This is a genomic window from Rhizobium sp. NXC24, assembly GCF_002944315.1.
In the GTDB taxonomy this organism is placed as follows: domain Bacteria; phylum Pseudomonadota; class Alphaproteobacteria; order Rhizobiales; family Rhizobiaceae; genus Rhizobium.
Window position 1 is genome coordinate 878,537 of sequence record NZ_CP024314.1, and the last position, 26,646, is coordinate 905,182.

The 26,646-nt window shown below is 59.9% G+C and carries 19 protein-coding genes; 6 read left to right on the plus strand and 13 right to left on the minus strand.

The features are described from left to right. Positions 1-8: 8 nt before the first annotated feature. The 3 genes from NXC24_RS28130 (at position 9) to NXC24_RS28140 (ending at position 4,392) form a co-directional block, all read left to right on the plus strand. Complete coding sequence (locus tag NXC24_RS28130; RefSeq protein ID WP_104826664.1) at positions 9-1,679, plus strand: ABC transporter ATP-binding protein; 1,671 nt, start codon at positions 9-11, stop codon at positions 1,677-1,679. 19 nt (positions 1,680-1,698) lie between these two features. Continuing rightward, a complete protein-coding gene (locus NXC24_RS28135) occupies positions 1,699-3,069 on the plus strand; it encodes an alpha-glucosidase/alpha-galactosidase (RefSeq protein WP_104826665.1) in 1,371 nt (456 codons plus the stop codon). 180 nt (positions 3,070-3,249) lie between these two features. Continuing rightward, entirely contained in the window at positions 3,250-4,392 is a 1,143-nt protein-coding gene (locus tag NXC24_RS28140; RefSeq protein ID WP_104826666.1) for a fumarylacetoacetate hydrolase family protein, read from the plus strand. A 727-nt stretch (positions 4,393-5,119) separates the two neighbouring features. Here the strand turns inward: NXC24_RS28140 and NXC24_RS28150 are convergent. From NXC24_RS28150 to NXC24_RS28200, 11 genes are all read right to left on the minus strand, one after another. Continuing rightward, a complete protein-coding gene (locus NXC24_RS28150) occupies positions 5,120-5,596 on the minus strand; it encodes a cyclic nucleotide-binding domain-containing protein (protein ID WP_104826668.1) in 477 nt (158 codons plus the stop codon). A gap of 52 nt (positions 5,597-5,648) precedes the next feature. Next, positions 5,649-8,363 (minus strand): ABC transporter ATP-binding protein, encoded by a 2,715-nt coding sequence (locus NXC24_RS28155; RefSeq protein ID WP_104826669.1) that lies wholly within the window; start codon positions 8,361-8,363, stop codon positions 5,649-5,651. A 234-nt stretch (positions 8,364-8,597) separates the two neighbouring features. Further along, positions 8,598-9,755 carry a glycosyltransferase gene (locus NXC24_RS28160; protein WP_245464182.1) on the minus strand — a complete coding sequence of 386 codons (1,158 nt, stop codon included), beginning with the start codon at positions 9,753-9,755 and terminating at the stop codon, positions 8,598-8,600. Next, positions 9,737-10,996 (minus strand): glycosyltransferase, encoded by a 1,260-nt coding sequence (locus NXC24_RS28165; RefSeq protein ID WP_104826670.1) that lies wholly within the window; start codon positions 10,994-10,996, stop codon positions 9,737-9,739. The genes NXC24_RS28160 and NXC24_RS28165 overlap by 19 nt, the downstream gene beginning before the upstream one ends. A 17-nt stretch (positions 10,997-11,013) precedes the next feature. Continuing rightward, a complete protein-coding gene (locus tag NXC24_RS28170; RefSeq protein ID WP_104826671.1) occupies positions 11,014-12,228 on the minus strand; it encodes a glycosyltransferase family protein in 1,215 nt (404 codons plus the stop codon). Positions 12,229-12,328: 100 nt separating this feature from the next. Continuing rightward, positions 12,329-13,504 carry an ABC transporter permease gene (locus NXC24_RS28175; protein ID WP_104826672.1) on the minus strand — a complete coding sequence of 392 codons (1,176 nt, stop codon included), beginning with the start codon at positions 13,502-13,504 and terminating at the stop codon, positions 12,329-12,331. Beyond that, a complete protein-coding gene (locus tag NXC24_RS28180; protein WP_104826673.1) occupies positions 13,501-14,499 on the minus strand; it encodes an ABC transporter permease in 999 nt (332 codons plus the stop codon). The genes NXC24_RS28175 and NXC24_RS28180 overlap by 4 nt, the downstream gene beginning before the upstream one ends. After that, complete coding sequence (locus NXC24_RS28185; protein ID WP_104826674.1) at positions 14,492-16,408, minus strand: ABC transporter substrate-binding protein; 1,917 nt, start codon at positions 16,406-16,408, stop codon at positions 14,492-14,494. The genes NXC24_RS28180 and NXC24_RS28185 overlap by 8 nt, the downstream gene beginning before the upstream one ends. Continuing rightward, positions 16,402-18,300, minus strand: a complete 1,899-nt coding sequence (locus NXC24_RS28190; RefSeq protein ID WP_104826675.1) for an ABC transporter ATP-binding protein — start codon at positions 18,298-18,300, stop codon at positions 16,402-16,404. The genes NXC24_RS28185 and NXC24_RS28190 overlap by 7 nt, the downstream gene beginning before the upstream one ends. A gap of 162 nt (positions 18,301-18,462) precedes the next feature. Next, positions 18,463-19,803 (minus strand): adenylate/guanylate cyclase domain-containing protein, encoded by a 1,341-nt coding sequence (locus tag NXC24_RS28195; RefSeq protein WP_199773648.1) that lies wholly within the window; start codon positions 19,801-19,803, stop codon positions 18,463-18,465. 345 nt (positions 19,804-20,148) lie between these two features. After that, positions 20,149-21,354 carry a DUF3095 domain-containing protein gene (locus tag NXC24_RS28200; RefSeq protein WP_104826676.1) on the minus strand — a complete coding sequence of 402 codons (1,206 nt, stop codon included), beginning with the start codon at positions 21,352-21,354 and terminating at the stop codon, positions 20,149-20,151. 134 nt (positions 21,355-21,488) lie between these two features. Between NXC24_RS28200 and NXC24_RS28205 the strand changes: the two genes are divergently transcribed. Beyond that, positions 21,489-21,968: a class I SAM-dependent methyltransferase gene (locus NXC24_RS28205; RefSeq protein WP_104826677.1), complete on the plus strand. Its 480-nt coding sequence runs from the start codon at positions 21,489-21,491 to the stop codon at positions 21,966-21,968. Positions 21,969-21,971: 3 nt separating this feature from the next. Here NXC24_RS28205 and NXC24_RS28210 read toward each other — a convergent pair whose 3' ends face one another. Both NXC24_RS28210 and NXC24_RS28215 read right to left on the minus strand, forming a co-directional pair. Continuing rightward, entirely contained in the window at positions 21,972-22,850 is an 879-nt protein-coding gene (locus tag NXC24_RS28210) for an FkbM family methyltransferase (protein ID WP_104826678.1), read from the minus strand. 28 nt (positions 22,851-22,878) lie between these two features. Next, entirely contained in the window at positions 22,879-24,603 is a 1,725-nt protein-coding gene (locus NXC24_RS28215; protein WP_104827875.1) for an adenylate/guanylate cyclase domain-containing protein, read from the minus strand. A gap of 190 nt (positions 24,604-24,793) precedes the next feature. Between NXC24_RS28215 and NXC24_RS28220 the strand changes: the two genes are divergently transcribed. Then, positions 24,794-25,897: a glycosyltransferase family 4 protein gene (locus NXC24_RS28220; RefSeq protein ID WP_104826679.1), complete on the plus strand. Its 1,104-nt coding sequence runs from the start codon at positions 24,794-24,796 to the stop codon at positions 25,895-25,897. Then, positions 25,887-26,636 carry a polysaccharide deacetylase family protein gene (locus tag NXC24_RS28225; RefSeq protein ID WP_104826680.1) on the plus strand — a complete coding sequence of 250 codons (750 nt, stop codon included), beginning with the start codon at positions 25,887-25,889 and terminating at the stop codon, positions 26,634-26,636. Before NXC24_RS28220 ends, NXC24_RS28225 begins: the two co-directional genes overlap by 11 nt. The last annotated feature ends 10 nt before the right edge of the window (positions 26,637-26,646 follow it).

A 26,646-nucleotide genomic window follows, 5' to 3' on the forward strand; every position in this document is an offset into this window, starting at 1 on the left:
GACGGACAATGGCTCTCGCACTCGTCAATCCCTTTGCCCCCGATATCAGGCTTGATGCGGCCAACAAGACCGTGCCGCCCGTCATCGACGCCCGCAATGTCGCCGTCAAATTCAAGGTGGAGGACGGCATCGTCTACGCCGTCAAGGATATCTCCTTCCAGCTCTACCGTGGCGAAACCATCGCTATCGTCGGTGAATCCGGCTCGGGAAAATCGGTGACCGCCCGCACGGTGATGGGGTTGCTTACCAAACGCGCCGTCGTCTCGGAAAAATCCACCGTCAGCTACGACGGCAAGAATGTGCTGAAATTTTCCGAACGCGCCCGTCGGCAATTGCGCGGCGATCGCATCTCGATGATCTTCCAGGAGCCGATGAGCTCGCTGAACCCGATCTACACAATCGGCAGCCAAATCGTCGAGGCAATCCGCGTCCATCGCAGGATCGGCCGCCGCGAGGCAGAGAAGCGGGCGCTGGCGCTGCTGCAGCAAGTCCAGATTCCCGATCCTGAGGCACGGCTGAAACAATACCCGCACCAGCTTTCCGGCGGCCAGCGCCAACGCGTTATGATCGCCATGGCGCTCGCCAATGATCCGGATGTGCTGATCGCCGACGAGCCGACCACCGCGCTCGACGTTACCGTGCAGGCTCAGATCCTGAATCTGATCCGCAACCTGCAAAAGCAACTCGGCATGGCGGTGATCCTGATCACCCACGACCTGACCGTGGTCAGGCAGTTCTCCGACTATGTCTACGTCATGCAGCACGGCGAGATGCGCGAGCACAATACGACGGAAGAACTTTTTGCCCATCCGCAACATTCCTATACGCAGCATCTGCTCGCCTCCGAACCGAGGGGACAGGCAAAGCCGTTGCCACCGGATTGCGACACCATCCTTGAAGGCAAATCCGTCAAGGTTGCCTTCATGCTGCGCCACGGCACCTTCCTCAAACCGGATATGCGTGAACTGGTCGCCGTCGACGGCCTCAGTCTGGAGCTCCGCCGGCACGAGACGCTGGGGCTCGTCGGCGAATCCGGCTCCGGCAAGACCACCTTCGGCCAAGCCCTGTTGCGGCTGATCGACGCCGATAGCGGTGAAATCTATTTCGACCGGCAGGCCATCCACGGCCGTTCGCGGGCCGAGATGCGGCCGTTGCGCTCACGCATGCAGATCGTTTTCCAGGACCCGTTCTCCTCGCTCAACCCGCGCATGCCGATCGGCCAGATCATTGCCGAGGGGCTGGTGGTCAACAATATCGGTACCAACAAGGCGGAGCGGCTGGAGCGGGTGAAGGAAGCACTGGTCAGCGCCGGCATGCCCTCGAATATCCTGTCGCGCTTTCCGCACGAATTCTCCGGTGGCCAACGCCAGCGCATCGCCATTGCGCGGGCTATCGCGCTCGAGCCGGAATTCATCCTGCTCGACGAGCCGACCTCGGCGCTCGATCTCTCCGTTCAGGCGCAGATCATCGATCTCTTGCGCAAGCTGCAGGACGAACGGGGTCTGAGTTATCTTTTCATCTCCCACGACCTCAAGGTCGTCCGCGCCCTTTGCCATCGCGTCATCGTCATGCAGCACGGCAAGATCATGGAAGAGGGGCCGGTCGACGACGTACTTTCCCATCCCAAGACCGCTTACACCGAACGCCTCGTGAAGGCGGCGTTCGAGGTAGCTTCATAAGCATTCAGGAGACTTTCACATGGCAGGCAATCCCAAGATCACCTTTATCGGCGCCGGTTCGACCGTGTTCATGAAGAATATCATCGGCGACGTTTTGCAACGCCCGGCGCTGACGGGCGCGAAAATCGCGCTGATGGATCTCAATCCGCAGCGGCTGGAAGAGAGCGCCATCGTTGCCCGCAAACTGGCTTCGACGCTTGGCGCATCGGCCGTTGTCGAGACCTTTACCGATCAGCGCAAGGCCCTGGACGGAGCAGATTTCGTCGTCGTCGCCTTTCAGATCGGTGGTTACGAGCCCTGCACCGTGACCGATTTCGAGGTGCCGAAGAAATATGGCCTGCGCCAGACGATCGCCGACACGCTCGGCGTCGGCGGCATCATGCGCGGACTTAGAACCGTGCCGCATCTCTGGAAGATCTGCGAGGACATGCTCGCCGTTTGCCCCGAGGCGGTCATGCTGCAATACGTCAACCCGATGGCGATCAACACCTGGGCAATCGCCGAGAAATTTCCGACGATCAAGCAGGTCGGCCTTTGCCATTCCGTGCAGGGCACGGCAATGGAATTGGCCAAGGATCTCGATATTCCCTATGACGAAATCCGCTACCGCTCGGCCGGCATCAACCATATGGCCTTCTACCTGAAATTTGAGCATCGCCAGGCGGATGGTTCCTATCGCGATCTCTATCCCGATCTCGTGCGCGCCTATCGCGAGGGGCGGGCGCCGAAGCCCGGTTGGAACCCGCGTTGCCCTAATAAGGTCCGCTATGAGATGCTGACCCGGCTCGGCTATTTCGTCACCGAAAGTTCGGAGCATTTCGCCGAGTACACGCCTTATTTCATCAAGGAAGGTCGCGAAGACCTGATCGAGAAATTCGGTATCCCGCTCGATGAGTATCCGAAGCGCTGCATCGAGCAGATCGCACGCTGGAAGAACCAGGCCGACGAATATCGCAGCGCGGACAAGATAGAAGTGAGCCAATCGAAGGAATATGCTTCCTCGATCATCAATTCGATCTGGACCGGCGAACCTTCGGTCATCTACGGCAACGTCCGCAATAATGGCTGCATCACTTCGCTGCCCTATAATTGCGCCGCCGAGGTTCCATGCCTGGTCGACGCCTCCGGCATCCAGCCGACCTTCGTCGGTGACCTGCCGCCGCAATTGACCGCGCTGATCCGCACCAACATCAACGTGCAGGAGCTGACGGTACAGGCCTTGATGACCGAGAATCGTGACCACATTTATCATGCGGCGATGATGGACCCGCACACGGCCGCCGAGCTGGATCTCGACCAGATCTGGTCGCTGGTCGACGAGCTTTTGGCCACCCATGGCACCTGGCTGCCCGAATGGGCGCGCAGCGACCGCAAGGTTCAGGCCGCTTGAAACCACTCTCCCGGTTTTGCGGCCGGAAAGGCCTCGCAGCATCGCTGCGGGGCCTTGCTTTTTTGTCGTCATGGAGAAGGTGAAAATCCAAAACCCTGCTATCCTTCGAGCCGATCCAAGGTGGCAAAGCCTCTCTGCCTGCGCTAAAAAAACGGGGTGAACCTGGGAGAGAGCAAACACATGGCAAGTTCTGACATTTTCAGCACGGGAATCTTTGTCGGCCGCATCTGGCGTCCTGATGTTAAAGGCCCGGCTGTTGTCGTCGTCCGTGACGGCGCGCTCTACGACATCACCTCGAAAGACACGCCGACCGTGCGTGACCTCCTCGAGAAGGACGATCCGGTCGGTTTTATCCGCGCACAAAAGGGCGAAGCCGTCGCCAAGCTCGATGATCTGCTTGCCACCAAAGCCGACCTGTCAGTCTTCCATCTGCTTGCCCCCGTTGACCTGCAGGCGATCAAGGCCTGCGGCGTCACCTTCGCCCGCTCGATGCTGGAGCGCGTGATCGAGGAGCGCGCCGCCGGCAATCCGGATCTTGCGGAGGCAATCCGCGGCAAGGTCACCGCCCTGATAGGCGACAGTCTTCGCAACCTGAAGGCCGGTTCACCGGAAGCTGCCAAGGTGAAGGCAGCTCTGATCGAGGAGGGCGTCTGGTCGCAATATCTTGAAGTCGGCATCGGCCCGGATGCCGAGGTCTTCTCCAAGTCGCAGGTCATGTCCTCTGTCGGCACGGGTGCCGATGTCGGCCTGCACCCGATCTCAAAGTGGAACAATCCCGAGCCGGAAATCGTGCTGGCTGTCGATAGCCAAGGCCGTGTCAAGGGCGCAACGCTCGGCAATGACGTCAATCTCCGCGATGTGGAGGGGCGCTCGGCGTTGCTGCTCGGCAAGGCGAAGGACAACAACGCCTCCTGTTCGATCGGCCCTTTCATCCGCCTGTTTGACGAGACCTATACACTCGACGACGTGCGCAATGCCGATCTCGACCTCAAGGTTGAAGGCGAGGACGGCTATGTGCTGCATGGGCGCTCATCAATGAAGGAAATCAGCCGCGATCCCCTCGATCTCGTCTCCCAGACCATCGGCCGCCATCACCAATACCCGGACGGCTTCGTCCTCTTCATGGGCACGCTCTTTGCACCCGTCGAAGATCGCGACACGCCCGGTCAGGGATTCACCCACAAGGTCGGCGATATCGTCACCATTTCGAACGACAAGCTCGGCGCATTGAAGAACCGGGTGCTGTTGTCGACGGAATGCACTCCCTGGACGTTTGGAACGTCGCATTTGATGCGCAATTTGGCTGGGCGTGGGCTGATTTGATGGAGACGTGAAGGGAGACTCGGCTGCCATAATACCCAGGCGAAAGGAGGTACGGTTTGAGCAATCAAAGGTGATTTGCTACGGCCATGCTTCAGAAACCCAAGTAGCCGCCGCTAGCCTATGGATTGTCGGGCCAGCGCCTCCAACAAAGCACTCAAAGGCTGTATGGCTGCACAGGGCTTTGCTCCAAAGATCCAACATGTGGTCCAGATCGCCGCGATATCGACACAAGCCGGCGACACTCCGAAACCGTCTTGTCAAGCATAGCGCCGGAGAGAAGCATACCGCTTGTTCTGGGATAGGGCATGCCGTCGTCCCGAAGTATCTCTATGAGGCGATCCAATTCAATCTGTTTCTCACGCTCGGTCATCGCTCTATAGTTCCGATCGCAAAGGATGAAAGCCATGAACACCATGACCTGTCCTTACTGCATCAGAGAATTTGAGCGCGTCGAATACTAAGGACAACGTGACAATCAAGGCAATGAGCCATCCATTATCCGTATGAAGGTTGTAGGAAATATGGGACCGAAGATCCGAAACCTCACCCGCTAAGACATACGTTAGGGGAAAGCCTTCCTTATGTGGTCATGCGATGGAGGTAGCGGCACGCAGCATCATCTCGCCCATAGCTATGAGTAAAGGGAAAGGTGCCCATCAAAGCGGGTGCTTGCGGATGAAGTATGCACTCGCGCGAGACCTGAAAAGGTCGGCACAACGGCTCAATCTCAATGCGTCGACACTGACTGCTGCTGGTTCTGGCGGCTGCGGGCGGCGGTGAGTTCGGAGGTGGTGTGATTGAGGCGGTCGGCGAGGACGCGCATGATTTCGACGGCCATTTCGGGAAAATCGCTGAGCAGTTTCAGGAAATGCTCCTTGCTGATCTTCAGCGCCTCCAGCCGCGACGTCGCCTTGACGGTAGCGGTGCGGGAGACGTCGCAGAGAATGGCGATTTCACCGACGATGGAGTTGATGTCGACTTCGGCGACCTTGATCTCTCCAGCCGGGCTATCGACAAGAATATCAGCAGTTCCGGAAAGAACAACGTAGGCGGCATCGCCCTGGTCGCCCTGATGAAACAAAACTTGACCGGCATTGTAGCTGACGCGATCCGACGTGAATGCCAAAAGCTTCAACTTTGCGGGTGCGATGCGCGAAAAAATCGGCACCCGCTTTAGCATTTCAACTTCGTCTTTCAGAAGCATGAGCTTCAAACCCCCAGTGTCGGGCCCCAGATACCACCGTTGCAATAGGATATTACGATAACAGTTCTTTGAACATACCGTTTTTCTCTAAAAGATCGGTGGAGGTGCCGCTTTCAACCAGGCTGCCGCGATCGAAAACCAGAACGCGATCAAACAGCTCCGCAAAGCCCGGATTGGATAGGACCCAGACGACGGCGGGCGCATATTCGCTTCTGTCGAGCCCCGTCAGGACAGCGCGGGCGATCTGATCCTGAACGCGATGGTCGAGCGCCGGCAGCGGCCGGTTGCAGATGATGTAATCTGCCCGCTTCAGCAAGGCGCGGCCAAGATTGAGTTTCTGCCGCTGCACGTTGGTCAGCCGCTTGCCGCCGGAACCAACGTCGAAATCGAGGCCGATCGACAATACGCTATCCTGCATGCCCAGCCGTTCGAAGACATCATACAGGATGGTGTGGATACGCTCGGGCGCATCGGCCTGCTGGTGGGCAATTCGGCCGAAAAGCACGTTGTCCATCAATGTCGCCGAGGCGGTGAAGCGCTCGGGGTCGTAGCGCTCGATCACGCGCGCGAGATCAGCCGGGATATGTTCATGGAACTTGGCGCGCGCCTTGACGATCTTGTCCATCAGCGTCTGCGTCAGGAGACCGAAGCGGTGACGGGGTTCGATGTAGGAGAAGCTGAGGCGGATGATGGCCACTCGCTCATCGGGCGTCGCGGCGCTGAAGCCCTTGCCGTTCAGCTTCTGCAGCAACGCTTCGTATGTCGGGATATCCTCCGCGGTCATGAAGGTGAGTTGCTGGAAGAAGGGGTGATCCGGCGGCAGATCGGTGAAGAGTTCGACGGCGTTCTCGGCGATCTCCAGGCCCATGTCGTAGAGGTCGGTCTCGAGGCCGGTATCCGTAAACAGCTTCTGGAAATAGGGATGAGCGGCGAGCTTGCGGTTGGTCATCAGCGGCCGCTTCAGCGTACCGAACAACAGGTTTTCGCCGACGGTTGCCTGCGGATTGTAGGTGTCAAATTCGAACGGCACGACAAGCCCGTCGAGATTTTCCTCCTGCAGTCTGACGCGTAGCGCCTGGCGCAGCTCGACGATACGAGAGGTAAGATCATCATGCGCGGTCGTATCGACATTCGAGCGTAGCGCCATGTCGAGAATATCCTGGGACATGGCGACAGCATCGAGAACAGGGCGGATGACCGAATAGATATCATCCGGACCGGTGGCGCCGGCAGCGCCATAATCGACCCAGTCGCTGCTGAGATCCAGCTCTGGATTGCCGGCGCGGCGTGCCTCTGCCATCTGCCATTTGAGCTTGGTGGCCGCCTCGTCGTCATAATCGGCCGCGGTCAGCGGCGCATGCTTCAGGCCATAGAGAAGATTGTTGCGCAACGTACCGTGGAAGAAGAAGGTGTCCGACGAGGCATAGGCGATACGCCGCCCCGTCAGCGATTCCGGCAGTTCCAGCAAGTCGCGGCCATCGATGGAGATGCGGCCGGTATCCGGCCAGACCAGTCGACCGAGCGCTTCGGCAAGGTATTCGCCACCGGCGCCGCTGTCGCCGACGATCGCGACCGTTTCGCCGGGATGGATCTCGACGGAGACGTGATCCAGCACGCGGGCACCGCTGTCGTCGATCACCGTGAGATTGGTTGCGACCAGCGGATGGGTGATGCGGCCGGCGGGCGCGGGCGAGATAACCTGGATCTTCGGTTCGATCAGGCCATCCACGCTGAACTGCTCGACGACCTGATTGTATTTGACCTGCACGTCCTGGCGCGATTGATCCCAGTCGATGAGTTCCTTCAGCGGCCCCGGCAGGTCCTTGTAGGCGTTGATGACAGCCACGAGCTGGCCGATATCGAGCCGGCCCTGCAGCGCAAAGAAGCCACCGATGGAATAGAACAGGAAGGGCGTGACCTGAGCGAGGAAGTTGTTGATGAATTTCACCAGGAACTTCCACTGATAGAGGTCGTAGCGGATCGAGAAGATCAGCCCGAGACGATAGGCGATGTCGGCGCGCTCCAGGTTGGTGGTATCGTTGGCATGGATGGTGCCTATGCCTTCGACGATTTCGCCGACACGGCCGGACAGTTCGCGCGCAGTGAGCTGCCGTTGACGTCCAAGTTCCAGCAGCCGCTTGCGCATGCGCGGGATGACGACCGCCTGCACTGCGACGATGCCCGCGGCGATCATGCCCAGCCAGAAATTCTGCATGATGATGAACACGAGCGCGGTGATCGCCTGGCCACCGAGAAGCGCCGGCTGCACGAAAGCGTCGCCAGTGAAGCCGCCCATCGGCTCCACCTCGTCCTTGATCATGGTGGCGATTTCGGCCGGCTTCACCCGCTTGAAATGCGCGGGCGGGAAACGCAGCACGCGGTCGATCAGCTCGAAGCGAATGCGGCGCAGCATGCGCTCGCCCAGCCGGCCCTTATAGGTGTTGATATAAAGCTTGAAGAGACCATTGAGGATAACAAGCGCCAGGAAGACCAGGCTGAGCGCGATCAGCATCCAAAAACGGGTGAGCTGCAGGCCCTGAAAGACTTCGAAGTGCCCGAGCAGCGGCACGTCGAAAGAAATGTGCATGAAGGTCTGGGTTTGACCCGGACGTTCGAAACCCTTGCCCTGGATTGGCCCATTGACGATCTGCTTCGGCAAGTCGAAGGACAGAAAGTAAGGGATCATCGAAGCGGCGACGATCGTCAGGATCCAGATTTGCTCCAGCCGGGTATTCGACCAGATGTAACGCGCTAGACTTTTTTCCATCGCTTATTGCATGCTTCCAAATTCAACAGTCTTCGCCGCCGGTGTTGACGCCGATGTTGCAGAGGTGCGGGAGGAGTTCATCGTGAATGCGCGCCCCATCTTGAAAACGAAACGTCGCCCGGTCTTTCGTCCAGGCGCCCTTCCGATTCATTGATTTTTCAATTTATATCACAGGATCGCAGAAAACGAGGGGGCAAAACGATAGGTATTGTGACGGATTCATTGCTGCAACCGTTATCTCTGGCGAATGACCGCCGAGGTTCGCTCGGCGCCGGCAAGATCGATATCAGGGTTTGACGGTTTCGGCCTCGACAGCGCTGTCTCCACCGCATCGGCGAGCTGATCCGTCGTCAACCCCGCTTCCGGCAAGGCCAGTGCTAGCCCGAGCTTCTCCAGCCGCTCGGCGCGCACCGATTGCTCCGTCTCGCCGCCCGCCGTGAACGGAACCAGGATGGAGCGGCAGCCGGTGACGAGGAGATCGCCGACCGTGTTATAGCCCGCCTGCGAGATCGACAGTTCTGCCCCCCTCAGCAAGGACGGGAAATCCTTGCGGAAACGGACGAGGTCGACATTGCCGGGCGCATCCCCCGTCAATGCCGCGAAATCCTGCTCCGGCAGGTTCGGCCCCGTGACCAGCAGCCAGCGGCGATCGACGGCCACGCGGCTTGCCGCCTCCAACGAGGCGCGGATCAGGTCGTGCCCGACGGCACCGCCGCCGGCGGAAACCACGATGTCGAAGATCTCGGGCGGCTCGGGCGGCAGTGGCGGCGCTACCAGGCCGGTATAGGTGATCTTGTCGGATATCGCCGAGGTGAGCGGAAATGTCTCCTCCAGTCGAACGAAATTGGGATCGCCATGGACGAGAACGCCATCGAAATGATCCCGCAGCAGCGCCACCGTCTCTTCATCGCGCCCCGGCTTCTTCTGCTGCTGCAGGATATCGCGCACCGAGGTGTAGAGTTTCGGCTTCGGATTGGCTCTCGCGACGGCATCGAGCAGCGGCAGGAGTTCGAAGCGCATTTGACGGCGGCCGAAAGGAAATGCCTCGATGATGACGATATCAGGCGAAGCCGTCCGAAAAGCATCCAGCAATTGGTCGCGGCGCGCGGCCAGAAAGTCCTCGCCGACGGCATTTCCCAACTGATCGGCGAGTCCGGAGAAACCGGCGCTGCTGGCCACCACCGGCGGCAGGGTGACGGAGGTGACATCCGGACCAGGAAAGCCGTTCACCGGCACGCCGCCGGTAACGACCGTTACCTCGCAACCATCCTTCGCCATGGCGCTGGCGATACGGCTGGCGCGGGCGAGATGGCCGATGCCGAGCAAGTGCTGAACATAGAAAAAAACGCGGGGGGACGACGTGTGGAGGGGCGTCATGCGGATTTGCGCCATTGCTCTTCTTTTTGCCACTGATCCTCGAACAGTCGCGTCAATTGCCAGATGCTGGAATGATGGTCGAAATGCTCGCGCACCCGTTTCTCGGCGGCGTCGCCGAGCCGATGGCGCAGCGCCGGGTTGCGTATCGCCCGTTCCATTGCCGCCGCCAGCGCCTTCGGATCTTCCGGCGGCACGACGAAGCCATTTTCGCCATCGGTCACCAGCTCCGGCACGCCGGAAATATTGGTGGAGAGGCAGGCCAGGCGCTGGCTGGACGCCTCGACCAGCACGTTCGGCAGACCGTCGCGGTCGCCATCCGCCGCCACACGGCAGGCAAGGGCGAAGAGATCCGCCTGGCGGTATTGTGCCAGCACATCCTCCTGCGCCATCGCGCCTTTCCAGGTGATGCGGTCGGTAATGCCCAGCGTCTCGGCGAGCGCCTTCAGCTTCGCCAGCCCATCGCCGCCGCCAATATGGGTAAAGCGCCAATGGAGATCGGCGGGCAGCAGCGCCAATGCCCTCAGCAGCACATCGTAACCCTTCTTCTCCACCGCACGCCCGACGCTGAGCAGCAGAGCGGGTTCCAGTGCCTGCGAACCATCGCGATCGGAGTGGTGGCCTGTGAAGGGCGAGAAACGTGCGAGATCGAGGCCGTGATAGCTGAGGTGTACATTCTCGGGCATTGCGGTCAGATCACACATGTGTTCAAAGCCGCTGCGCGTGCAGGTCACCGTCCAGCGGGCGCGTTCGAGCTTTTCCGACAGCTCCCAGTCCGGCGAGGTCCAGATATCCTTGGCATGCGCCGAGCACGTCCAGGGAATACCCGTCATGATGCTGGCATAGGCGGTCACCGAGGCTGGCGTATGGATGAAATGCGCATGCAGCCACTCGCCATTGTCGGGCCATTCATGCGCCAGCACCAGCGCCTGGCCGAAACGTCGAACGCGGTTCGGCGTGATGTCGCGCTTGAGATCGGCCCAGAACTGCCTCAGCAATGGCTTGAAACCGGGCTTTCTGATCCCGGCCAGGAAGGCGCGCAGCACGCGCAGCGGCTCGTTGTGCAGATATTCCGGCAGGTAAACGACCCGCGCCTTGATCTCATCATGGACAGGATGGCGCTTCTTGTCCGTCGGCTTGCGCATCGAGATCAGCGTCAGGTCGAAGCCGGCTCGCTCCAGGCCAAGCAGCTCCTGTGCGATGAAGGTCTCGGACAAGCGGGGGTAGCCCTTGAGGACCACCAGGATTTTTTTCCGCATCGATCGGTTCCGATGCTCTATTCGGCGACGATCGACAGTGGCGGATAGTGGTCGCGGTCGTCAAACCATTCGCCGACGATGCGGGAAATATGGACCAGACCTTCCAGCCGCATGTTCCCGCCGCTCGCCGATGGTGGTGCGCGGGTTGGCAAGCGCTTTAGCGCCGCCGCAAGCTGTTTCGGATCGGCAGACTCCTCCGGCAGCAGCATGTCGACAAGGCCGAGCTCGCTTGCCCGCTGAGCGCGGATCAACTGTTCCTCGCGTGGGCGCGTACGCGGAATGATCAGCGCCGGCTTGTCGAAGGACAGTATCTCGCAATAGGTGTTGTAGCCGCCCATGGCGACGACGCCTTTGGCGCCGGCGATCAGCTCTTCCATCTTGTTGTCGAACTCGATCACCTGCAGACAGGCAATTTTACTCGCGCGCTCCAGCAACTGGTTACGCTCCTTGGCCGGCATGTAGGGACCAAGCACGATCAACGTCTTGTGTTGTAGCGTATTGTCATGCTCGAAAGCGCCGATGACATCGCTGACCAGATCGGCGCCGTCGCCACCGCCGCCGGTCGTGACCAGAATGTAATCCTCGTCAGGCACATGTTCCGACTTCGTGCCCAAGGTGGATACACTACGCTGCAGGAATCCGACGAACTCCATCTTCCGGCGCACGCCGGGCGGCACATCGAGGCCGACAAGCGGATCATGGAAATCCGGCGGGCCATAGACCCAGACGCGATCGTAAAACTGATCGATCTTCTGCAGGGCGTTGTTTTTCTTCCACTCCGCTTCCAACAGGTGCGGCGCGTCCATGACGTCGCGCATGCCGAGCACGAGCGTCGTGCCGCGCGCCTTCAGATATTGCAGGGTCTCCTCGACCTCGCCCTTCAGGCCCATCGGCTCCTTGTCGACGATGAAGATGTCGGGCTGAAAGGTCTCCGCGGTGTGGCGGATGATCGACTGGCGCATCTTCAGCGTTTCCTGAAGATCGATATGGCTTGCCATCGACGTATATTCACCGTCGCGCAGTTTGATGACGCTCGGCACCTTCACGAAATCGACTCGCGCTCGATAATCGAAAGCACCGGCGATCGTCGCGCCGGAAACGATCAGGACGTTCAGCCCGCGATAATCCTCGACAAGCGCGTGCGCGATGGTTCGACACCGCCTGAGGTGACCGAGACCGAACGTGTCATGACTATACATGAGGATTCGAGCATCTTCTAAGCGCCGCTTCATGGGCAAAACCTCAGGAATGAAAGTCATTTTCGCACGTTGTCAGCAAACGACGTCCGCGGCCGCTCTTCGAATTGCAACTCATTTCTGGCCACGCTTTCCGCTATTTGTAGGGATCGGCCGCGTCGCGCAAGCCGTCTCCTAAAAAGTTGAACGCCAAAATGACCAAAATTACCGGGACCATCGGGAAAAGGAGCCACGGGTAAAATGCGATGACGCTGACGTTCTTTGCCTCCGTCAGCAGAATGCCCCAACTTGTGATCGGGGGGCGAAGACCGAGCCCCAGGAAGCTCAGCGCGGTTTCGCCAAGGATCATGCTGGGGATCGAAATCGTCGCCGTCGCGATCAGATGCGACATGAAGCCTGGTATAAGATGACGCGCAATAATACGCGGCGAGCTTGCACCCATCAATTGTGCAGCAAGTACATAGTCCTCTTCGCGCAAAGACAAGAGCTTGGAACGAACTGCGCGTGCCAGTCCGGTCCAATCGAGAATACCGAGGATGATGGTGATGCCGAAATAGACGATGATGGGGCTCCAGGTCACCGGCATGATCGCCGCTAGCGCCATCCACAAGGGCAGGCTCGGCAACGACTGCAGCACTTCGATGACCCGTTGGACGAGAAGGTCGAAAACACCGCCATGATAGCCCGCGAGCCCGCCGATGACGATCCCGAGCACGAAGCTGATGGCGATGCCGATCAGTCCGATCGTCAGGGAGATGCGCGCGCCATAGATGATACGGGACAGTACGTCGCGACCCAGTCGGTCGGTGCCGAGCAGGAACATTTGGCCGCCGACGGCGGGGCAGACCAGATGGATGTTCGCGTCCACAAGACCCCAGAAACGATAGGCGTCGCCATGACAGAAGAAGCGGATCGGCTGCACGTCCTCAGTCTTGTCGGTATAGATCCGCCGCAACGTATCGAGATTGAGCGTCATCTTGCGGCCATAGACGAAGGGGCCGACGAATTCGCCGTTGTTGAAGAAATGCACCCTCTGCGGTGGCGAATGAATGTATTCGACATTGCGGGTATGCAGGCCGTAGGGCGCCAGGAATTCCGAAATCAGAATCATGGCGTAAAGCAGCAGCAGGAAGATGCCGGAGGCGAGAGCAAGCTTGTGCCGCTTGAACTTCCACCACATCAGCCGCTTCTGCGAGGCCTGGTAGTAACGCGCCTGACCGGCCGACATGGCCTCGAACTGCTCCGGATCGAAGGCGGCGGTTGAAACGTAATGCTCTAGCGGGGCGCCTGGGCGCGGCAGGGGTGCGTTCACTTTGTGCTCCTGCCTTGCAAGCGGATGCGGGGATCGAGGAAGCCGAGGGCGATATCGGAGATCAACACGCCGATAACGTTCAGGAAAGCGAGGAACATCAGGAACGAGCCGGCGAGATACATATCCTGGCTTTGCAACGCCTTGATCAGCATCGGCCCGGTCGTCTCCAGAGACAGCACGATGGCGGTGATTTCGGCGCCGGAAATGATCGACGGCAGGATCGAGCCAATATCGGCGACGAAGAAATTAAGCGCCATGCGCAGTGGATATTTCACCAGTGCCCGGAGCGGGTGCAACCCCTTCGCGCGGGCGGTGATGACATATTGCTTCTGCATTTCGTCGAGCAGGTTGGCGCGCAGGCGTCTGATCATGCCGGCGGTGCCAGCAGTGCCGACGATGATGACGGGAATCCACAGATGCGAGAGGATCGAGCGCGCCTTTTCCCAGCTCATCGGCTGCGATAGATATTTCTGATCCATCAGATGGCCGATGGTGACGCCGAACCAGATATTGGCGAAATACATCAGGATCAGCGCCAGCATGAAATTCGGAATTGCGATGCCGAGCAGGCCGAGGAAAGTCAGGCCGTAGTCACCCCAGCTATATTGATGGGTGGCGGAGTAGATGCCGATGGGGAAGGCGACCAGCCACGTCAACATGATCGTCGTCATCGAAACAAGGATCGTCAGCCACAACCTGTCGCCGACGACCTCCGAGACCGGCAGTTGATATTCGAAGGAATAGCCGAAATCGCCATGCAGCATGCCGGCGACCCAATAGACATATTGCAAGGCAATGGGCTTATCGAGCCCGTATTCGTGGCGAAGATCCTGGATCTCTTGCAGATTGGCACTCTCGCCCTGCGCGCGAAGTTCGGCGATCTGGCTTTCGAAGAAATCGCCTGGCGGCAACTGGATGATGGTGAAGACCAACATCGAGATGACGAGCAGCGTCGGAACCATCACCGCAAGGCGCCAAAGGATATATTTAAACACGCGGTTGATCCTCCTTCAGCCAGAAGGTGTCAGGCATATAGACGCCGAGATAGCAGGTCGGATCGAAACCGTAGAGCGCTTTTTCCGGCACATTCTGCAAACGTGACGCACGCACGACCGGCTGCAGCGTGCCATTGATCAGGCCGATGGAAAAGACCTGATCGGTATAGAGCTCCAGCATCTGATGCCAGATTCCGGCCCGCTCGAAGGATGAAGTCGACTCGCCCCATTTTCCCAGCAGCTCGACGAGCTTCTTGACCTCCGGCAGATCGGGTGCCGTGCCCTGAGTGCCGCGGGAGAGATAATACATGCCCCAGAGCGGCCATTGCATCTGGTCGTCCATGGTCGGCGCAAGCTGGCCGGGATTCATGTCGGCGGTCGCCACTCCATTGTCGAGGCCGTACCAGATCGACATCATGACGCGCCCGCCCATGGCGCGGCTGCGGAAGATGTCGCGCTGCGATGTGCGGGTGAAGAGCGCGATGCCGACTTTGCGCCAGTGGTCGATGACGAGCTCCAGCACATCGGTGTCGAGGGTGCTTTCGCCGGCGGTCTCAACGGTGATTTCTGCCCGTCGACCATCCGGCAGCAGGCGAATGCCGTCCGCATCGCGCTTATCGAGGCCGGCGGCATCGAGCAAGGTGTTGGCCTGGGCCGGATCATGGGCGATCCAGGCCTTGGCATATTCCGGCTTATAGAGCGGGCTTTCCGGCAGCACGGTGTCGGCGCTTTCGGTGCCGAGGCCATAGAAAACCGCCATATTGATCTCGTGGCGGTCGATAGCCAGCGACAAGGCGCGGCGCACCCGCACGTCGCACAACACCTGCCGCCAGACCGGATCGGCGCTATTGAGGTTTGGCATCAGCGCCACGCGCGACCCGCGCGTCGCCTTCCAAAGATTGACCTTGATCGGATAACGTTTCTCCGCGTCCCGCAGGAAGGTGTAGTCGTCGAAATCGATACCGGTCGCCTGCAAATCGCTTTCGCCGGTGCCGGCCTTGGCCGAAATGATCGCGGATGAGCTGACGTTTAGAACAAAGCGATCGACATACGGCAATTGCTTGCCGTTTTCATCGATGCGATGGAAATAGGGATTGCGCTCGAACACGAATTGCTCGGCCGGCGGTGCGGTCGTGTTGTGCCAGGGATCCAGCACCGGCAGCTCGGGATTTTCCTGACGATAGACGCGGGCCATCTTGATGTGCAGGTCAGCGACTTTCTTGACGCGATACTGCTTCATAAGCGCCGAAAGGCGGATATCGTCTTGATATTTCGGATGGAACTGCTTGAGATAATGGCTGGGGCCGACCAGCACCAAGGCTTGCGGCGCGGCAAGATTTGGCAGGAAATACGGATTGGGCTGGTCCCAGCTATAACGCACGGTCAGCTCATCGATGACTTCGAAGCGCGGCAGATCGCCATGCGGACGCAGCTCCAGCGCGCCACCGCCCGGCGTCAACTTCTTGTTCAGAATGACATCTTCCCACCAATAGCGGAAATCGTCTGATGTGAACGGATGGCCGTCCGACCACTTATGACCCTCACGCAGCTTGAAGGTGAAAATACAGTCGTTTTCAACCGTGTAGGATTCGAGGATATCCGGCTGCAGCGTCAGCGTCTGATCATAACCCACCAGACGGGCATAACCGTAGACATTCATAAGACGCAGATCGTTCTGGCCGCCGATGAGCATGCGTATCGAGCCGCCATAGCGGCCGGGCTCGCGACCGAGTGCGGCGAGATTGATGATACGGGGCATCTTCGGCAGGCGCTGCGCCAGCGGCGGCATCTGGCCGGCCCGCAGCCAGTCGTGCAGGAAGTCGGGTTCATTGTCGGCATCCGCCGCGACAGCCGGCAGCGGCAACACGGAAGATGCAAGAAAACCGAGAAAGGTTCGACGGGTTACCACGTGCGTAATTCCTGAACATCGGCGCCGCGGCGAGCGCGCACGAAATGACCGCCGCCAAGATCGGCGTAGGCGAGGTCACCGCCTTCGTCCTCTGCAAATTGCGGTCCCCAACTCTGCTTGGCGGCCGGACCTTCGGCATTCAAGGCGGAGAAATCAAGCGGCCGGTCGAGATCGGGGAAGGGGACTGCTGCGAGCAGAGAGCGGGTGTAGGGATGGACAGGATCGCGCAGGATGATCTCCCGCGGCGCGATTTCGACGATGCGGCCGCGGGCCATGACGGCGATGCGGTCCGCCATATAGTCGACGACGGCGAGATTGTGCGAGATGAATAGATAAGTGAGGCCAAGTTCCTTCTGCAAATCCTTGAGAAGATTGAGGATCTGCGCCTGAACTGAGACGTCGAGCGCCGAAACGGGCTCGTCGAGGATCAGGAGCTTCGGCCCGAGCGCCAGGGCGCGGGCGATGCCGATGCGCTGGCGCTGGCCGCCGGAAAAGCTGTGGGGGTAGCGGCTCAAATAATGCTGGTCGAGCCCGATCGCCTGCATAAGTCCCTTGACCTTCTCCTTGCGCTCACTGCTGTCGCCGTGCTCATGGATTTCAAGGGGTTCGCTCAGAATATTGCGGATGGTCATGCGCGGTGACAGGGATGAAACCGGATCCTGGAACACCATCTGGATCTTGGTCCGGAGCTCCATGAGATCGTCGCCCTTGACGGCCAGCACATCGATCTTGCCGTCGCCGTCGTCGAACGTCACCGAACCGTCATCCGCGCTGACGGCGCGCATCAAAATCTTGCTGATCGTCGTCTTCCCGCATCCGCTTTCGCCGACGAGGCCCAGACATTCGCCGCGGCGGATGTCGAAGCTGACATCGTCGACGGCGCGGAACTTCGTGCCCGCCCGCCGTCCGAACAGCCCCCTTCCTTTCGAGGTATAGGTCTTGGTGAGATTGCGCACCGAGAGCAGCATCTGCGCGGCGTCGCCGTTGGTCTTGGCCGATTTCTTCTTGCCCGAGAACGTGCCGATATTGACCGGCACGTCGCGAAGCGATTTCAGCCGCTCCCCGGGTTTCATGTCGAAATGCGGCACCGCCGACATCAACGCCTTCAGATATCGATGCTGTGGCTGGCGGAAGATCGTATCGACCGGTCCGACCTCCATGATCTCGCCATGATAGATGACCACGACCTCGTCAGCCATATTGGCGACGACGCCAAGATCATGGGTGATCAGCAGTATGGCCATGTTGAACTTTTGCTGCAGGTTGCGTAGCAGGCCGAGGATCTGCGCCTGGATCGTAACATCCAATGCCGTCGTTGGCTCGTCGGCGATGAGAAGCGCCGGATTGCAGATCAGCGCCATGGCGATCATCGCGCGCTGACGCATGCCGCCGGACAGTTCGAACGGGTACATGTCGAAGGTGCGGTGCGGGTTCTGAAAGCCGACGAGGCCCAGCATCTCCTCGGTCTTCTCGCGCTGCTCGGCCTTGCTGATGGCCGGATTATGGATGCGAAGCGCCTCGCTGATCTGATTGCCAACCGTATGCAGCGGCGAGAGCGAGGTCATCGGCTCTTGAAAAATATTGGCCATACGCGCGCCGCGAAGCTGGCGCATCTCCATGCTGTCGCGTGGCAACTGCAGAACGTCGGTTGTCACGCCATCGAGCGGATCAGTAAAAAGAATGCGGCCCGTCGCCTTCGCCGGGGTCGGCAGGATACCCATGATCGACTGGCTGATGATCGATTTGCCGGAACCGGACTCGCCCACCAGCGCCGTTACCTTACCGGGAAGCACCCGGAGATTGGCGCTTTTGACCACCCGCAACTTGTCGCCGTAGATCGAGAACGAGACGTCGAGGTTCTCGATACGCAATAAATCAGTCCCTGACGCCATACTATAGTAGTTCCCGCTTACACGACCTTATGGCCCCGTATGGCACACTAACGTAGCCCATAACGGGTGTCCAGTTAGTCAAAGGGCTGTGCATCAACCGTTAAAAAACTGTCGCTTTTCCAGTGATCTATAGGAGGATGCTCAACTATGAGCTCCTGAATGTCACTGGATGAACTTCTCGACTTGCTGGCGGTTCTCGAACTTCTTGGCATCCCGGTGCAGCAGGATGACCTGTTCCGCCTCCGACAAGCCGTCGGCGGCCACATCATGAAAGACTTCCGTCGTCCCATTTGCATCGGCTATGGCTTTCGGATGTACGACCGTGAAGCGTTGGCGGACGCCGCGCAATCTCTCTTCGCCGAGCGTTACCCATTCGCCGCCGGTGTAGCCCGCAAAGGCCTGGCTTGCGACCACCTCCGTCGAATACTTTTTGGTCAGCGATTGCAGCCGCTGCACTTCATTGACGGCGGCGCCGAAGGCGGAGAAGGTCAGGCGATCCTTCAGCCCGACATTGCCGAACATGACATTGCCGACATGCAGACCGATGCCGTAGCGCACTTCGCTGAGGCCCCGCGTCTTGCGATCCTTGTTGAGGGCGGCAACACGGCCCTGCGCATGGAAAACGGCTGACAGTGCCGCCTCGCAGGCGACCTTGGAGGGGTCCTTGTGCCGCCCGCAGGGATAGACGGCAAGGAAACCGTCGCCAAGGAAACTCAAGATCTCCCCGCCGTTACGGTTGAACGGCGCAGCGATGGCGTCGAAGAATTCGTTCAGCGTATCGATATAGGCTTGGCGCCCTTCTTTCTCGGCATAGAGGGTCGATTGCCGCATGTCGCCCATGACGAGGGCGGCGCGGATCGTCTCGCCGTCGCCGCGGCGGATTTGCCCATTCAGCACGCGCTTGCCGGCGTCGCCGCCGAGGTAGGTGGTGAGCATATTGTTGGCGAGCTTGCCAAGCACCGCCATCTTGGCGGCCATGGCAAGATGATTCTGCATGCGCATCAGCGCGCCGATCATCTCCTCACTGAAGCCGCTGATGCTGTCGGTTGACCATGAGCCCATCATGCCCTGGGCGGAACCGGCGCCGAAGGTCTGCACGAAGGCGATATAGTCGGTGATCTTTTCCTTGCGCAGGTCCTCGAAGACGGGAAACTCCAGCGGCCCGTCGACATCGACGCGACGGCGCAGGTGCAGGAGATTGTTGGAGAGCAGATAATAATAGGGGCTCTGCACGAAGCGCTCCGGCTTGTCGTTCACATGCCGATAGCCTTCGATCGTCAGGCCACCGGCGCGGCGCCAAGTGAAGCCGAGGGCATCATAGAGCGGATGCAGCATCGAGAAGGTCAGGTGCACGCGGGCGATCGGCAGGCCTGAAGCGGCGATGCGTTCGCAAAAGCCGCGAACGATGCTCTCCAGATTTTCGCCTGTCAGCGCCGACTGTGTCAGCCATTCGGCGACCTTGTCGAGAAAAATATCGGAAACACTCGAATGAACGGTCATCATCCCGTGGCCTATTCCTTGCAATCCCAAATGCTCCGACCCGGCAACGCGCCATCTACCAAATGATATGGGCGCGGCGTTAAGGTCGTGTCCAAGCATTTTGGCACAGGTCGAATGAGCGAACCATGCAACAGACGACGGCACATTTCCCAGAAGGTTTGAGTTTTGCCGGCGCCGTGAAAAATTTGCTGCGCCTTCTACGCGTCCTGGTGGACACATGGCACAACAAAAAAGGGCCGCCAGAACTGCCGGCTCTCGTTTTGTTCTTGTTTAGATAAGCCTCTCATGCCGCTGAAACAATGGCCAAAAACGATGCGATCCAAGAAAATTTTCCCATAGAGAAGAACCTCATGGTGTGCCGGGCGAGGCCAGCGGTGCATCCAACGCCGGGGAAACGGCGGCACACAACTTTTCCCGCAATGCCATAGCCGCCATCGCATAGCCGCCGCTGGCCCCGTCGATGAAATGCATGTGATCGCGCATCAGCGGCGTCGGCACGAAACATGTCATCAGTGCGCTTTGCTGCCGATGCAGGCCGTAGCGGCAGACGCCTGCGGCTTCGGCCTCGCGCAACCGAGCTTCAATCCGGGAAAGATGCGCGGCGTCCACGTCGATGGTCATCTTCAGGCCATCGTCGAATTTGCGAAAATCGGAATTTGCGGCAAGGTCACGCCGGTAGATCTTGGCATCGAAGGTTGCCGCGCGAATGCCGAACTTGTCGAGGATATAGATGACAACGATCTGGGCGGCGATCGAAAGTTTCCGCAGCCAGCGATTGGCGACCGACGCCGTTGCGCGGGCCTCGATATCGGCGCCTTCGAAGGCAAGTGCCGGTGTCGGCCCTTCGACCGGCACGGGATGGCCGCCGCGGTTCTGCTCCATGGAAATGGCGATGATATCGGCAACGAGGCGTTGGAATTCGGGGCCGTTGCCGGCAGCATCGGGAACGGCGATGATCGAGACGATCTCGCCATTATGCGCGTCGATCGGATTCCATCGGCAGGAGAGACCGGTCAGATCCGGCCGCGTCTCCTGTGGCGCCGCTTCGACCGCAAAGCGTCCCGCCTTCATCTGCTTTTCCGCCCAGCTCGCGCCGCCGCCGGAAAACATGGCATAGGAGACAAAGTCACTGGGGCTGAAGCGGGCGACCCGCACATCCAGCCCCTCGGCGCGAACGTCCGCCATCGGCACCAGCGCGGTACGCAGGCTGAGCTCCAACTCCTCCGTGACCCATGTCCGCACCGCGGCCAGTGCCTGCCGCACACGATCCTCACCGGAGGGAGGAATGGCCACCAGAGCGCCGTCGCCGCCAAAGACAAAGGGATAGTCGCCATTGTCCAGCGCGTTGAGCACGGCTGAAATCACGCTGGCGCCAGCCATGTTGACGGATTTGTAGTGGCCCGATGCGATCGCCTTGGTCGAGCTGACGATATCGGCCACTGCCAGGAGCCAGTCATCGGGAAGCGGCTGATAATTATTGCTGTCGGTGACGCCTTCGAAATCGGTGAAAACCGGCAACGTACGGAAGAAATCGTCGTTCGATAGATCGGCCATGACATCCCCCTTAAGCGCGCGACGCATATCCCTACAACAACTGCATCGAAAAACCAGCAGGCGGTCGACGCGGTATCATTCGCCATGCTACTCCGGCTGCGGGAGAGACACCACGACGCCAAGGACGTATACGAATGAGCCGCCTGGATAGTTTCATCCGCCGCCTGACCGCACAACGGGATATTCTCAATGCCGTTGTCGATGAGGTCAAAGCGCTGGACGGCCCCGTATTGGAGCTTGGGCTCGGCAACGGCCGCACCTTCGATCATCTGCGCGAGCTTTTTCCGGACCGCCGCGTCGTCGCCTTCGATCGGGCTGCCCATGCATACGGCTCGTCAATGCCGGAGGACGGCAATCTCGTGCTCGGCGAAATCAAGGATACCGCCAGAGATTTCATCGGTATCGGCGCGTCGCTCGCCCATGCCGATATCGGCACAGGTTACGAGGACAAGGACGCGGTGACACTGACTTGGCTGCCCGAAATCATGGCCGGTGTTCTCGCATCGCATGGTCTCGCTGTCAGCGGCCTGCCGCTCGATCATCCCGATCTCGAAGCACTGTCCTTGCCGTCAGGTGTGAAAGAGGGGCGCTATTTCATCTATCGCCGCAGATAGCCGTCAGCGCAGGAACAACACGTCGAACTGGTCGCCTTCGACCGGCAGGTCGGTAACCTTCATCGCCACGCTGCGGTCCTCGAAAAAGACGAGGCATTCGGCGTAATAGCCGGCGAGATCGGCGACGAAGGTGATCGCCTGATCCCGGCCGTAAAAGGTGGGCGTAAACTCCATATAGAGCGGCACTTTGCGGGCCATCAACGCCTGCATCGACCTGACGGCAACGGGCTCGTAGCCCTCGATATCCATCCAGATCAGCCCGATATCGGCGGCCTCGACGCCGGCATCGGCAAGAATATCGGCGACGGGACGGACGGGTACGGAGATCTTTTCGTCACTTGCGCTCTGGCGAAAGACGCTGCTTTTGCCGTGGTTCTTATGGCTCAGGTAGAAATCGAGCTGTCCTTCGCGATCGCCAGCGGCGCAATTGACCGCCGTGACCATATCCTGCATGCCGTTATCGGCGATATTGACGGACAGAAGCCGAAAATTACGCGGGTCCGGCTCGATGGTAACGATATGGCGATACGCGCCGCTTAGGGCGAAATAGCTGGTCTGCGTGCCGATATTGCCCCCGAGTTCGAGCAGCACCGTGCCCTTTCTCAGCAGACCGCTCTCGCGCAGAATCGTCAGCAACCGGTCGACATGGTCGCGCTCGAAATGGCCCTTGCGAAACACTTTACGGCCGATGTAGTCAGCGGGCGAGAAGGTTAGAACATGATCACCGCAATCGACCGTCATCGTCTTCACGCGCGGGCCGATGGCGCTGATCAGGATCTCACGGCCGAGACGTGTATCGAATAAGCGTGTGGCGATGCGATCCCTGATCTTGCGAAGGGTTCGTCTCCAGTACTTGGCGGTCAAAATCTTACGGTCGGACATGGTGGCCATCCCTACACGCCCGAACGGCCTATGCAAAGCGACCGCTCTCCTCCTTCGGAACGATATAGACGCGCAAAGGCTCGCCGCGGCCGCGAACGGCGATCTCCCGGCTTTCGATGCCGGCGATATCGATGCCGGAAAGGGTCGCCACCGGCTCGGAGAAGACCAGGGCGCGGCTGAATTCTTTGGCGACGCTTTCCAGGCGGCTCGCCACATTGACGGTGTCGCCGATCGCCGTCACGTTCTTGACGTTGCCATAGCCCATCGAACCGACCACGGCCAAGCCAGTATGAAGACCGACGACGACTTCGAGGGGGACCGATAGCTCGACTGCCAGCTCCTCGCCGAGTTTGCCGATCTCCCTGATGATCTCGGCGGCTGCTTTGAGCGCCTGCCGGTTGGCTTCCTGCGGCGTGGTGCGCAGGCCGAACAAGGCCATGGCGCCGTCGCCGATAAACTTGTCCATCCGGCCGCCATTACTCTCGATAATACGCCCGACGATCGCGAAATAGCGGTTGAGCAGGAAGACGATATCGAAGGGCAGGCGCGATTCGGTCAGCGTCGTGAAATGCCGCAGATCGCAGAAAAAGACGACGATCTCACGCTCGCGGCCAGGGCTTGCCGTTTGGCTGTAGACGGGAATGTTCGATTCCGCCATCGGCGTCAGAAGGGGCAGGACGCTGACGTTTCCTGTCGGACGTAACTGGCAGGCGAGGCGGACGTCCGGCGTGGCGCCGATGCGGTTCAGCGTCTTCTGTTCCAGCGCTTCGGGCGGCGGCAGATTATCCGCGCCCTCGATGATCTGGACGCGGCAGGTGGAACACTGGCCCTTGCCGCCGCAGACGGAATAATGCGGGATGCCGCCGAGGCGGCTTGCTTCGAGCACGGTGAAGCCGCGGGGCGCATACACGACTTCGCCGCCGGCATAGCGGACCGCGAACTGATGCTGCCGTTCGCGCAGCTTGCGATGAGTGCGGAAAGCGAAAAGGCTGATGATCGATGCGCTGAAGGCGCCGTAGAAACCCACGCGATAGGGCCATATGGCGCTGACCATCTGCCTGCCGGGTATGGACCCGCCTTCGCCATAGCTGCGCATGTCGCTGTAATAACCGCCCCGAAAACCGCGTTCGTCATTCTGCGCCGCCTCATGCGACACTGTTCGGCCCATGGCGGCGAAACCGAGCAAAGCGAGAACGGGCAGGACGATGGCGAAAGACAGCATGAGGGGTGCGATAGCCGTATACCAGGAGCGATATCGCAGCCAGAAATGGATACCGATACAGCCATGGATCCAGACGACCACCAGCACGACCGCCTGGCGCACGCCGTTTGCCGGCGATGTGATCCAGAGACTGTGGACGATAGCGCGGTAATTGTCCTGATAGCCGTAGATATCATGCAGGATGCGCGTACCGATGATGTGGTCGATCAAAAGAACCGGAACCAGCAAACCGGTGACGATCTGGAAGGCCTCACCGGCCGGCATGACCAGAGTGCGGCGCTTGTAAAGCATGCGCAGGACGAGCAGGATATGAACGATCAGCGCGCCGTAGAGAAGAACGGTGCCCACCGGATTGCGCCAGACGGCCATGAACCAGTGCTGCGCGTGATCGGCGACGCTCAGCGAAATCAATCCGAGCGAATGATTGGCCAGATGCATGATCACGAAGACGAAAATGATCAAACCGGAGCCGAGGCGGAACTTTCGCGCAAGACGATCGGAGATGATGGGTTTTCTCGCCTCGGTGGTCATCAAATCCAGATCATATTGCCCGTTCACAAAAGAACGGAAAGCGGTTATCGCCTAAATCATCTAGCTCCAATGCCGCATGCTGTCGAGGATGCGGCTTTTGAAGCGGGAGCCTTATTGTCAAGCAACCTGTCGGAATTCAGGCAATTTCCGGGCCAAACTATCACGTTTTTGTCAACTATTCGCTTGTGCCATGAAGATCGCCTTCTATGCTCCATTGAAATCGCCCAATCATCCGGTGCCGTCGGGTGATCGGCTGATGGCGCGCCTGATCATCGCGGCCCTGGAGATGGCAGGACATAAGGTCGAGATCGCCTCCGAGTTGCGCAGTTTCAGGCCGACGCCGCAGGACGCATCGTCTGCCGAGATCGCTCGGAAAGCGGCGGATGAGACGGCCAGATTGCTGGAGAAATGGCGGGCAGAGCCGCGGCCGGATTTATGGTTTACCTACCATCCCTACTACAAGACGCCCGACCTGATCGGCCCGCCGGTTACGGCGTCGCTCGGCATTCCCTACGTCACGGCCGAAGCATCCTATAGCAGGCGGCATGATGACGGCGGCTGGGGCGAAAACCAGCGCCTGATTGCCGAAGCAGTTCGGCAGGCTGCCGTCAATCTGTGTTTTACCGAGCGTGACCGGATCGGCCTTTTGGACGCCGTTCCCGAGGGGCGCTATGAGCGCTTCCTGCCGTTCATCGATACGGCGCACTTTGGGCCGCCGGCCGATGAAGCCGCTCCGCACCGGCTGATAACCGTCGCGATGATGCGGCGCGGCGACAAGTTCGACAGCTATGTGATGCTTGCGCAGGCGCTGGAACTGATCCGGGATCGCGAGTGGACGCTGACCGTCATCGGCGACGGGCCGATGCGAGGGGAGGTGCGGACGCTGTTCTCCGCCTTCGATGCCGACCGCATCACCTGGCTCGGAGAGCGTTCAACGCCCGAGATCGTCACCGCGTTGCGGACAGGGGGCATCTATGTCTGGCCGGGCTGTGGCGAGGCCTACGGCCTTGCTTATCTGGAAGCACAGGCCGCCGGCCTGCCCGTCATCGCGCAGGCGACCGCGGGCGTGCCGGAAGTGGTGGTGGATGGTGTCACCGGGTTTCTGACACCCGAAGGTGATTTGAGCGCCCAGGCCGACGCGATTGCGCGTTTGCTTGGCGACGACCAGAAGCGGCGGGCGATGGGCAAGGCGGCCTACCGCTTCGTTCATCACGAGCGGTCCTTGACCGCCGCTTCGAAACGACTTGAAGCCATCCTGCGAAAGCATTTGGGAGATTCCTATTATGAGCGATAGAGCCGCATGGCAGCCCCTGCGCGATGAATTGCAGCGCTGGGCCGATGCCGGCCGCAGGGCGAAACTATGGTTTCGCGACGACGACGCCATCGATCCGACCGAGGCGCTCGACCGGTTGCTGGCGCTTTCGGATCATTATTCCGTACCTGTCGCCCTGGCAGTAATCCCCGCCCATACGGGCGAGCCGCTAGCGACGCGACTGGCAAGCCAGAAAGATTTGACGGTGACCGTGCATGGCTGGACGCATCACAATTATGCGCCGGACGAGGCGAAGAAGCAGGAACTCGGCCCGCATCGCCCGCACGCGATCATCCTCGATGAACTCCGCCAGGGCTTTGACAAGCTGAAGGCGCTCTATCCCCAGCAATTCGCGCCGATGCTGGTCCCGCCGTGGAACCGGATCGACAAGGCGCTGCTGCCCGGGTTGGCCGCTTTCGGATATCGTGCTGTTTCCGTCTACGGATTGGCAAAGCCGGATCAGCCAATCGCGTTGATCAATACCCATGTCGATATCATGGATTGGCACGGGACCCATGGCGGCTGGCCGCATGCCGAGCTGGTTGGTTATCTCGTGCGGGAACTGCAAAACCGCTTCGACGGCAATAGCGAGCCGATCGGTATCCTCACCCATCACCTCGTCCATGACGCGCTGGCGTGGGATTTCATTGCAACGCTATTCGAAGAGACGGCTGCTCACGCGGCCATCGACTGGCGCCACGTCGGCGACTTCATGGGTTAGCAGCAGCACG